This window comes from Azospirillum formosense, assembly GCF_013340925.1.
Lineage (GTDB): Bacteria > Pseudomonadota > Alphaproteobacteria > Azospirillales > Azospirillaceae > Azospirillum > Azospirillum formosense.
Map to the genome: position 1 here is coordinate 1 of NZ_WHOR01000217.1, position 10,042 is coordinate 10,042.

Annotated in this window: 9 protein-coding genes; all 9 read left to right on the forward strand. The window is 70.2% G+C overall.

What is annotated here, in order from left to right; all coding sequences use genetic code 11:
- Positions 1–90 precede the first annotated feature (90 nt).
- The 9 genes from GBZ26_RS22130 to GBZ26_RS22170 all read left to right on the forward strand — a co-directional run bounded on the left by GBZ26_RS22130 (position 91) and on the right by GBZ26_RS22170 (position 9,751).
- Entirely contained in the window at positions 91–942 is an 852-nt protein-coding gene (locus tag GBZ26_RS22130; RefSeq protein ID WP_174440709.1) for a hypothetical protein, read from the forward strand.
- A gap of 70 nt (positions 943–1,012) precedes the next feature.
- Positions 1,013–1,573, forward strand: coding sequence for a hypothetical protein (locus GBZ26_RS22135; protein WP_174440710.1), 561 nt, complete (start codon positions 1,013–1,015; stop codon positions 1,571–1,573).
- Between the two features lie 291 nt (positions 1,574–1,864).
- Entirely contained in the window at positions 1,865–2,605 is a 741-nt protein-coding gene (gene phbB, locus GBZ26_RS22140) for a beta-ketoacyl-ACP reductase (RefSeq protein ID WP_174440711.1), read from the forward strand.
- Between the two features lie 467 nt (positions 2,606–3,072).
- A complete protein-coding gene (locus tag GBZ26_RS22145; protein ID WP_246654053.1) occupies positions 3,073–4,161 on the forward strand; it encodes an acyltransferase family protein in 1,089 nt (362 codons plus the stop codon).
- Between the two features lie 70 nt (positions 4,162–4,231).
- Entirely contained in the window at positions 4,232–5,431 is a 1,200-nt protein-coding gene (locus tag GBZ26_RS22150) for a lipid II:glycine glycyltransferase FemX (protein WP_174440713.1), read from the forward strand.
- A 49-nt stretch (positions 5,432–5,480) separates the two neighbouring features.
- Positions 5,481–6,521 carry an SIS domain-containing protein gene (locus tag GBZ26_RS22155; RefSeq protein ID WP_174440714.1) on the forward strand — a complete coding sequence of 347 codons (1,041 nt, stop codon included), beginning with the start codon at positions 5,481–5,483 and terminating at the stop codon, positions 6,519–6,521.
- 139 nt (positions 6,522–6,660) lie between these two features.
- Positions 6,661–7,872, forward strand: a complete 1,212-nt coding sequence (locus GBZ26_RS22160) for a hypothetical protein (RefSeq protein ID WP_174440715.1) — start codon at positions 6,661–6,663, stop codon at positions 7,870–7,872.
- The gene (locus GBZ26_RS22165; RefSeq protein WP_174440716.1) at positions 7,869–8,546 is read left to right on the forward strand and encodes a GDSL-type esterase/lipase family protein; all 678 of its coding nucleotides are present in this window, start codon (positions 7,869–7,871) and stop codon (positions 8,544–8,546) included. Before GBZ26_RS22160 ends, GBZ26_RS22165 begins: the two co-directional genes overlap by 4 nt.
- A 59-nt stretch (positions 8,547–8,605) precedes the next feature.
- Positions 8,606–9,751: a THUMP domain-containing class I SAM-dependent RNA methyltransferase gene (locus GBZ26_RS22170; RefSeq protein ID WP_174440717.1), complete on the forward strand. Its 1,146-nt coding sequence runs from the start codon at positions 8,606–8,608 to the stop codon at positions 9,749–9,751.
- The last annotated feature ends 291 nt before the right edge of the window (positions 9,752–10,042 follow it).

The following is a 10,042-nucleotide window of genomic DNA, read 5'->3' on the forward strand; positions in this document are numbered from 1 at the left end:
GCCTTTCCCCCCCCCGCCGCCCTTCCCAACCCAGCGCCCCACAACCCAGCGCCCCACAACCCAGCGCCCCACAACCCAGCAAGGTGGCTGATGTCCCAGTTCGTCGATCTGGCGCGCAACCTTCTCGCGCTCGAAATCAACACCGTGCTGAAAACCGGCATCTCGGCGGAGAAGATGCCGCTGGCGGGGGACGCGCTGATCGATCTGGCGCAGGAGTATTATGTCTTCCTGTGCGAGGCGCTGGAGGTCTTCGGCAGCCGCGAGACGGCGATCCTCGCCCCCTGGGCCGGCCAGATATCGGACAGCTTCCATTGGGGGATGGCGCCGTTCGTTCCGCCGTCCGACGCCGCCCGGCCGGACCGCTACGACCCGTTCTTTCTCAGCCGCGACCTGCCGGGCAACGACCCCGCCCGCGGCACCACGCTGAAGGTCTTCGACGACCTGCGCGAGGTGGCGAGCTGGCTGCGCGAGATGACCGACCGCACCCTGGACGCCGCCCGGCAACCCGGCGCCACCGCCGACGTGGTGTCCGCCGCGGCGATGATCGACCGGGACACGCTGCCGATCCTGATGCGCATCCAGCGCAACTCCGACCAGATCAACGACGTGCTGCGGCGGCGCGGGCTGGACACCGTCAGCTATCTGCGCGGCATGGACGAGGAGGTCCGCCGCATGCCGGCGCTGAAGACGGCGGATGTGGTGACCATCCGCAAGGCCTGGGACGTGGGGACCGAGCTGGTGGTCATGCAGTCGACCATCCAGATCGACGGCGACGTGGTCACCCGCCTGCTGAAGGGCCGGGACACCGCCGGCAACAGCGTCGTGATCGGCGTCCACAAGGACGCGGTGGACGTCTCCTTCCGCTATTGGAGCTTTCTGATCGACGCGTTGGGACGGTTCGCCGGGAAAGCCGTGAACACCCTGGTGGGAGACACGGGGTAGCCCGCTGCGCCGGCGCTTCCTCAGCGACCTCCCTCATGGCTTCGTCTGGCGACGCGACGCCCTGGCCGAGATGGTCGGGCGGCTGCGGCACGGCAAGTCCGGCCTGATCCCGCGGCGCGGGCATGGCATGGCCCTGGCGCTTCAGTTCTTCGCCCAGGGCGGGCGGACCATCGGCCTGCGCGTGCCTCTGGCCGCGCCGCCATCCGGCAGCGGACTGCGGACCGTTCCGGTCCGCGTGTCGATCCAGCCCGACGGCGACGTCCTGGTCGCCCTGCCCCGCGCCGCGGTCGAGGACGGGCGGTTCGACGCCGTGTCCGCGGCGCGCCTGACCGCGCAGCTGCGGCGGCTGGTGGCGCGGGTCACCACGGCGAACCCGCTGTGGGGGACCGACACGGTCCAGGCGCTGGGGGAGGCGGTCACCGCCGTGGCCGGGCTGTGCAGCGGCGCCGTCCTGCTGTGGAACGGGTTCGAGCGGATGACCGCCGGCCAATGGGCGCACAGCGGCGCGACGCTCGTTCTGCTGGCCGCGCCCGCCGCTCTGGCCAAGCTGCGGCCCTGGCTTCTGGGGGCGGTGGCGCCCAGGCTGTTTCCGCTCGCGCTCAAGGCCGGCGAACGAATCGTGCGGATTTGAGCCGAAACCAACTGGTCACACCACTTGGTGCGGTGCAGTAAGGCCCTGAAAATTCATTTCTTATTGACATTCCTGTGAAAAATCGCACCCGCTCGCATCTGCGATGTTGCAGCGCATTGGCCCGGAGCCGGACTTGTTCTATGTTATGCCTGCCGCCGCGGTTGATGGATCCCCCATTAGGACCATCGACACGACAGCATCCGTAACAAGAAGCAACCCCTTTGCTTCTGCGGTTCACCAGCGGGCTTGCCTCACCAGGAGCTGGCCGTTTCTATTACTGGAGCGATTGTAATGTCTCAGAAGATCGCGCTCGTCACCGGTGCCATGGGCGGTCTCGGCACCGCCATCTGCCAAGCCCTGGCCAAGGACGGTTGCATCGTGGCGGCGAACTGCCTGCCGAACTTCGAGCCGGCCGCCGCCTGGCTGGGCCAGCAGGAAGCCCTCGGCTTCAAGTTCTACGTGGCGGAAGGCGACGTTTCCGACTTCGAAAGCTGCAAGGCGATGGTCGCCAAGATCGAGGCCGACCTGGGTCCGGTGGACATCCTGGTGAACAACGCCGGCATCACCCGCGACAAGTTCTTCGCCAAGATGGACAAGGCCCAGTGGGATGCGGTCATCGCCACCAACCTGAGCAGCCTGTTCAACGTCACCCAGCAGGTGTCGCCGAAGATGGCCGAGCGCGGCTGGGGCCGCATCATCAACATCTCCTCGGTGAACGGCGTGAAGGGCCAGGCCGGCCAGACCAACTACTCGGCCGCCAAGGCCGGCGTGATCGGCTTCACCAAGGCGCTGGCCGCCGAGCTGGCGACCAAGGGCGTCACCGTCAACGCCATCGCCCCGGGCTACATCGGCACCGAGATGGTCATGGCGATCCGTGAGGACATCCGCCAGACCATCATCGACAGCGTCCCGATGAAGCGCCTGGGCCGTCCGGACGAGATCGGCGGCGCGGTGTCCTACCTCGCCTCGGAGATCGCCGGCTACGTCACCGGCTCGACCCTGAACATCAACGGCGGCCTGAACTACCAGTAATCCACTGGCAGCGAGGCGGTGGCAGGTCACTGCCCAGCCGGCAAGCACACGGCCCGTCCCCGGCCTGACCGGGGACGGGCCGTGTGCCTTTCGCTCTCCGGAGCATCCCTTCAAAGTAAAACGCCCGGCAGCGGGCGAACCGTTCGCGCCACGCACCTCCCCTTTGCGCCATGGCTTCGGTAACGGCCGATCATCTGAACAGTATACTCCCGCAGATTTCCTGTTGAATCCGTTCGGGCCCCTGTATCCGCGCCCACCAACGGGTATGCTCCCCGGCAGCACGCAAGTTGCGTCCCGAGGCCGCACCGCGCTCGTCTTCCGGAATCAACAGACGTCGAGAACCTGCACATGGGCACGCCCCATGCAGGAAGGGAGGAATCGTGCCTGAAACGCCGATCAAGCAAACTCTGCCGGGAGACGGGCCTGCCCGTCACAGGTCCGGGGCCGATTACGTTTATGGGATCGACATGGTCCGCTTCGCCGCGGCTTTGCTGGTCACCGGCTTCCACCTGACCTGGCGCGACCCCGCGGTCGCCGACGTCATGTGGTCCGGCTGGGCCGGGGTGCAGGTCTTCTTCGTGGTGTCGGGCTTCGTCATCGCCAATTCGGCCAACAACGCCACCCCGATCGCCTTCATCCGGTCGCGCCTGCTGCGCCTCTATCCGGCGGCCTGGGTCTGCTCCATCCTGTGCCTCGTCGCCCTTGTGCTGATGCCCGGTCCCGACCCGGATCTGGCGCGGCGCTTCATCGCCTCCTTCTCGCTGGCGCCCGCCGGCCCCTACATCGCGTCGGCCTATTGGACGCTGCCGGTCGAGATCGCCTTCTACGCCGCGGTGTTCCTGCTGCTGTTCAGCGGGAATTTCCACCGGCTGCCGCAGTTCGCTCTGGCGCTGACCGCCGCCAGTTCGGCCTATCTCGGCGTCTACAGCCTGCACGTCTTCGGCGTCGTCAACCTGCCGTTCCTGGAGTTCGAGTACGGCATGCTGAACATGACGCTGCTGCGCCACGGCGTGTTCTTCGCGCTGGGCATCTTCCTGTGGCTGTGGTCACGCGGCAAGCTGACCCGGACGGGCATGGCCGCCGCCCTGCTGGCCCTGATCGCCGCCCCGTTGGAGATCACCGCCCGGTCGGTGGAGTTCGTGGAGCGCTCGCCCGTCCCGTTGAACCTCGCCGATCTGTGGATGAACCCGCTGCTGATCTGGGGCGCGTCGCTCCTCGCCATCGTCGCCTCGGCGCGCTGGCGGGCGGAGATCGCCACGCTGCCGCCGTCCATCCTGTCGCTGCTGCGCGTGGTCGGGCTCGCCACCTATCCCCTCTACCTGCTGCACGAGGTGATCGGCGGCTCGGCCAAGGCGCTGGCGATGCAGGCCGGGGCGTCCTCCATGGCCGCCGCGGTGACCGGCGGCGCCCTGTCCATCGCCGTGGCCCTGCTGGTCGCCGCGGTCCTGGAACCGGCGGTGCGCGACCGGCTGCGCCGTCTGCTCGACATCCCGCAGGCCGCCTTCTCGGCCCGCCCCGCCTTCAGCACCTTCTACCGCTCCGGCGGAACCGTGTGACCAGATGTCTGACCGTTACCAAACGCTTCCACAAGAAACGATCGCCGTGAATTCCAGGGGAGAAACCTGAATGTACACCGACGCGCTTGGTGGCGATGTCCTGTGCCCCGCGTCCTCCATCGAGATCGACCGGGTCGACCGCAGCGGCTGGTACGCCATCCTCGATGGCTTCGACGACGCCAACATCTTCCAGACCTGGGATTATGGCCGCATCGCCCACGCCGGGCGGGAGTTGAGCCACCTCGTCGTGCGGCGCGACGGCCGCCCGGTGGCCGCGGTGCAGGTGCTGCTGCGCCGCGTGCCGGGCATCGGCGGCCTGGCGCTGGTCATGTGGGGGCCGATGTGGCACCCGCGCGGCCAGGGGCCGGACCACGCCGCCCTGATGACCGCGCTGCACGCGCTGAAGGCGGAATACACGGACCGGCGCGGCCTGCTGCTGCGCCTGCTGCCCCACGTCTCCCAGGCGGACGGGGAGGCGGTGACGGCGGCCCTGGCCTCGCTTGGCATGCGGTACCGGGAGGAGAAGGCGCCCTACCGCACCTTCATCACCGACCTGAACGCCGACGAGGCCGGCCTCCGCTCCAACCTGTCCCACCACTGGCGGCGCGGGCTGAACAAGGCCGAGCGGATGGGGATCGAGGTCGTCGAAGGCTCCCACGCCGAACTGCTGGAGACCATCGACGACATCTTCGTCGAGACGCAGCGCCGCAAGGGCTTCAAGGCCTACGACAGCCGCACCTTCACCCGCATCAACGAGGCTCTGCCGACGCGGCGGAAGATGCGCGCCTTCCTCGCCATGCATGAGGGGCGGCCGGTGGCCGGGGTGGTCGTGTCGCTGTTCGGCACCACCGGGCAGATGCAGAACTCCGCCACGCTGGAGGCCGGGCTGCGGGTCAACGCCGCCTATCTGCTGCAATGGCGGGCGCTGCTGTGGATCAAGGCGAACGGCGGGCTGCGCTACGACCTGCATGGGGTGAACGCCCAGACCAACCCCGGCGTCTACCAGTTCAAGCGCGGCCTCGCCGGCAAGCATCCGGTCGAGACGCTTCACATCGGCACCTTCGAGACGCCCGGCCCGCTGCCCAGCCGTTTGCTGGTCCAGGGCGGCGAATCGATGCGCGCCCAGGCCGACCGCTGGAAGACCCAGGCCGGCGCGATGGTGAGCCGTCTGCGCAACTGGAAACCACCCCAGGCCGAACCCGCCCCGGCGGAGGAGATGGACGCGTCCGATGCCGCCGTGCTGGCGAAAGCGCCGACCGGCCCGGCGTGAGTTAAGCGGCACCGCCGTGTTATGATCGGCCTGGAACAGAGGCCGACCCATGACCAGCGCTCCCCTGATGATGCAGGAGGCCGCAGCCGCCCCCGCGGCGGTGCGGCGCCTGCTCGACTCCGACGCCGCCGCGGTGGCCGCCCTCGCCGACCGGTTGCGGGCCGTGCCGCCGCCCTTCGCGATGACCGTCGCGCGGGGCAGCAGCGACCACGCCGCCGGCTACGCCCGCTACCTGTTCGAGACGGCGCTGGGGCTGGTCACCGCCTCGGCGGCGCCGTCGGTGGTCACGGCCTACGGCGCCGATCTGCGGGTGAAGGACGCCTTCGTCCTGGCCATTTCCCAATCGGGCCAGAGCCCCGACCTGCTGCGCGTGGCGGAAGCGGCTCGGGCCGGCGGCGCTCTGACGGCGGCGCTGGTCAACGCCGAGCAGTCGCCGCTGGCGGAGCGGGTCGCTCATCCCCTGCCCCTGCACGCCGGGCCGGAACGCAGCGTCGCCGCGACCAAGAGTTTCGTCGCCAGCCTCGCCGCCATCGCCCGGCTGACCGCGGTCTGGACAGCTGACCGGACGCTTCTCGACGCGCTTTCACAGTTGCCCCAAGGGCTGGAACGGGCCGGTGCTGCGGACTGGTCGGCGGCGCTGCCGGTGCTGGAGACGGTGTCCAGCCTGCTGATCGTCGCGCGGGGACGCAGCTACCCCATCGCCCAGGAAATGGCGCTGAAGTTCAAGGAAACCGCCGCCGCCCACGCCGAACCCTTCAGCGCGGCGGAGGTGATGCACGGCCCCATGGCGCTGGTCGAGCCGGGCTTCCCCGTGCTGGTCGTGGCGGTGCGGGACGAGACGCTGGACGGCGTGTTGGACACCGCCCGCGCGCTGAAGCGGGCCGGCGCCCATCTGCTGGTCGCCTCCGCCGAGGAGCGGGCGCTTGCCCTGGCCGACACGCCCTTGCCCCTGCCGCCGCCGCTGCACCCGGTGCTGGACCCCATCGCGGCGATCCAGGCCTTCTACCCCTTCATGGCCCGGCTGGCGGAGGCGCGCGGCTTCGACCCCGACCGCCCCCGTCATCTGCGCAAGGTCACCCGGACGGTCTGAACGGCCGGACAATCCGAACGGATTGCCTCGAATTCGCGGTGATCATTTCGGCGCCGCCGCCACCGTCCGTTGACGCGGCCCGACCGGCTCGCGCTAGGCTTGCCGAAACCACGGCTTGGCAGCGAAACGGGACAACAGCATGACCATCGGCATCGGCGCGGACGACCTCCTGCGGTTTGAAAGTCTGGGCGACAATTGCGAATTCGGCTTCGTCCTGCGCCGGTTGTCCTGCGAGGCGGGGAGCCTGTTCCGCTGGGCCTCGATGAAGCCGGACCAGCTCCTGGCCAAGCTGCGCGCCAATTTCGACGGCATGTACCGGTTCGAGAATCTGTCGCCGCTGCGCACCGGCATGGTGCTGGATTCCGCCTACGGCATCGGCTGGCACAGCGACATGAAGTCCGACGTGGCCGGTGGGCGGCTGGTCTTTCGCGACGACGAGGCGACGCGGCGCGCGATGCACCGCCGGGAGACGCGCAAGATCCAGTATCTCCAGGCCAAGTTCACCGCGCGGGCGGCGATGGGCGGGGTGATCTTCGTCGTGAAGTCGAATCCCGGCATCGCCCCCGCCACCATCGACGGCCTTTACGAGGCGCTGGCCGCCCTGGCCGGCCACGACGACTTCGCCCTGCTGGAGGTTCAGGCGACGGACGATCCCAGCCGCATCGGCCGCGTGGATTGGCAGCGGCCCGGCCTGATGCGCGGCCACGTCACCCGCTTCGCCCCCTACCATCAGGCGGACGACATCGACGCCGCGGCGTGGTTCTCCATCGTCCAGGGCGCGCTGCGCCTGTTCCCCTGCCACGATTGGACGCAGCGTCACGCCGCCTTGCGCATCGGCACGCCGGACGCGCTGGTCCAGCTCCGCTTCCCCTTCGGCCCCGATCAGGACATGGGCAAGCCCATCACGGGCGACCTGCGCGCCGGGACCGCCCGCCTGCTGAACGGCAACAGCTGGTGCCGCCCCTATGAGGGGATGTTCCGCCTGCACGGCCCCGATCCGGAGAAGCCCGGCACCACGCTGCGCTGGACGGGAGTCCATGCGCCCGGTCCCTTCCATCTCGGCGCCACCCTGCGCTGCCCCCTGCGGGATTCCGTGCCGCTCCGCGTCGCGGTTGCCATCGCCGCGGAGGACGGCGCGACGCTGGCCGAGGAGCGGTTCGAGGTGCATCCCGGCCGGGCGACCGACCTCGTGCTGGACGCCCCCGGCCTGAAGGGACCGCTGACCGTCTCGCTGACCGTGAACGCCGTGCGCCCGCTGGCCGAGGGTGAGCGCGCCGTGCTGGACCTCTCTGCGCCCGCCCTGCATCCGGAGCAGGTCCCGGCCGTCGCCCTGCCGGCGAAGGCGGCGTGAGTCGTGTCATCCGAGCGGGATGGGCCGGGGTCGCCACCATTGTGGCGTTCCTTGCCGTCCCGGCGCAGGGCGAAATGCCTGTCGGGCCGCGCACGCAGCCACCCTACCCGGACTGGCTGACCAAGCGCATGGAGACGCTGCGACGGCAGGACCCGAACGCGATGCTGCTGGGAGACTCCCTGATCGCCGGCTGGCCGCCCGACCTCGCCCGCCGGCTGTTCGACGCGGAGCCGATGAATTTCGGTGCCGGGGGCGACACCACGGGCAACCTGCTGTGGCGGGTGCGGCAGTCCTTCGGGCCGGGCATGGGGCTGGAGTCCGCCCTGGTCCTGGTCGGGACCAACGACCTGCCGAAGCGCTCCGCCGCGGAGATCGCCGGCACCATCGGGACCATCGTGGCGGAGGTGAGGCGGTCCGCCCCCGGCGCCTGCGTCACGCTGCTCACCCTGCTGCCGCGGCGCGACGGCGACGCCGCTTTCGCCGAACGCATCATGGACGTGAACCGGCGGCTGGCCGCCCTCGCCGGCGCGGGCCTGCGCGTGGTGGACGCCAACACCCCGCTGCGCGACGCCTGCCCGGCGGAGGGTTCCTGCCCGCTCTACAAGGACCCGGTGCATCTCACCCGCGCCGGCTACGAGCGGCTGACCGCCATCGTCGGCAAGGCCGGTTGTTAAGGGGGCCGGCCGCTAGAAAGATGTCGAAGGCGGCGGGGCTTCGGGATATCTAGGGGGCCATGACCAGCGACACCGCCGCCGCCGACCGTACCGGCACCGATTTCGAGATCTTCATCGTCACCGCGCCGGGCCTGGAATCCGTGCTCTGCGCGGAGGTGAAGGCCAAGGGTTTCCACGACGCCACCGCCATCAAGGGGGGCGTCACCATCCGCGGCGGCTGGCCGGAGGTCTGGCGGGCGAACCTGGAGCTGCGCGGGGCGACCCGCGTGCTGGCCCGCGTCGCCTCCTTCCGCGCCTTCCACCTCGCCCAGCTCGACAAGCGCGCGCGCCGGGTGCCCTGGGCCGAGTTCCTGCGCCCCGACGTGCCGGTCCGCGTCGAGGCGTCCTGCAAGGGCTCGCGCATCTACCACGCCGGGGCGACCGCCCAGCGCATCGAGCGCGCCATCACCGAGGAGCTGGGCGCCCCCATCTCCGCCGAGGCCGAGGTCTCCATCAAGGCCCGCATCGACGACGACCTCTGCACCATCAGCGTCGATACGTCGGGCGAGTCCCTGCACAAGCGCGGCCACAAGGAGGAGATCCACAAGGCCCCGCTGCGCGAGACGTTGGCCGCCCTGTTCCTGCACCATTGCGGCTTCGACGGCACCGAGCCGGTGGTCGACCCCATGTGCGGCTCCGGCACCTTCGTCATCGAGGCGGCGGAGATCGCCGCCGGCCTTCACCCCGGACGCAGCCGCCGCTTCGCCTTCGAACAGCTCGCCTCCTTCGACGACGCGGCGTGGCAGGCGATGCGCTCCGCGGGCGGTGCGGGCGCCGCGCCCGCCGTCCGCTTCTACGGCAGCGACCGTGACGGCGGGGCCATCGCCATGAGCCGTGCCAACGCCGAGCGCGCGGGCGTCGCCGCTTTGACGGACTTCCAGAAGCACGCGGTCAGCGACCTGATGCCTCCGCCGGAGGGTCCGCCGGGCCTCGTCATCGTCAACCCGCCCTACGGCGCGCGGATCGGCGAGAAGAAGCCGCTGTTCGCCCTCTACGGCGCGCTGGGGCAGACATTGCTGTCGCGCTTCTCCGGCTGGCGGGTCGGCCTCGTCACCAACGAGGCGTCGCTCGCCCAGGCGACCGGCCTGCCCTTCCAGCCGTCCGGCCCGTCGGTGTCGCACGGCGGCCTGCGCGTGACGCTGCACAGCACCGCCGCCCTTCCCTGACCCTGCCCCGAACCCATTTGTAAAGCCATGTCCGCCCGCCCCCCCCCCCGCCTCCGCCCAAAGGGAAGGGGGCCTCCCGCCGCCGGGGGGCAGCCCGGCCACCCCGTCGGGCCAGGGGGGGGCCCGGGGCCCCCTGCCGGGCCAACCACAAACCAATCCCCAGCCCCCCCCCCCCTCTCTTTTTCACAACCTAAGCGGCCCGGCGGCCCCCCCCTGTGGACGGCTGGGGGGGCGTCGACCGTGAAAAAAAACAAAAAACGAGAACAGCGAGGCGGAGTGAGGCGGATGAGG

Bases quoted from the DNA above. Each gene is read 5' to 3' on its own strand.
- GBZ26_RS22160 (WP_174440715.1), top strand. From the start codon at position 6,661: ATGACCATCGGCATCGGCGCGGACGACCTCCTGCGGTTTGAAAGTCTG.
- phbB (WP_174440711.1), top strand. From the start codon at position 1,865: ATGTCTCAGAAGATCGCGCTCGTCACCGGTGCCATGGGCGGTCTCGGC.
- GBZ26_RS22135 (WP_174440710.1), top strand. From the start codon at position 1,013: ATGGTCGGGCGGCTGCGGCACGGCAAGTCCGGCCTGATCCCGCGGCGC.
- GBZ26_RS22150 (WP_174440713.1), top strand. From the start codon at position 4,232: ATGTACACCGACGCGCTTGGTGGCGATGTCCTGTGCCCCGCGTCCTCC.
- GBZ26_RS22170 (WP_174440717.1), top strand. From the start codon at position 8,606: ATGACCAGCGACACCGCCGCCGCCGACCGTACCGGCACCGATTTCGAG.
- GBZ26_RS22130 (WP_174440709.1), top strand. From the start codon at position 91: ATGTCCCAGTTCGTCGATCTGGCGCGCAACCTTCTCGCGCTCGAAATC.
- GBZ26_RS22155 (WP_174440714.1), top strand. From the start codon at position 5,481: ATGACCAGCGCTCCCCTGATGATGCAGGAGGCCGCAGCCGCCCCCGCG.
- GBZ26_RS22145 (WP_246654053.1), top strand. From the start codon at position 3,073: ATGGTCCGCTTCGCCGCGGCTTTGCTGGTCACCGGCTTCCACCTGACC.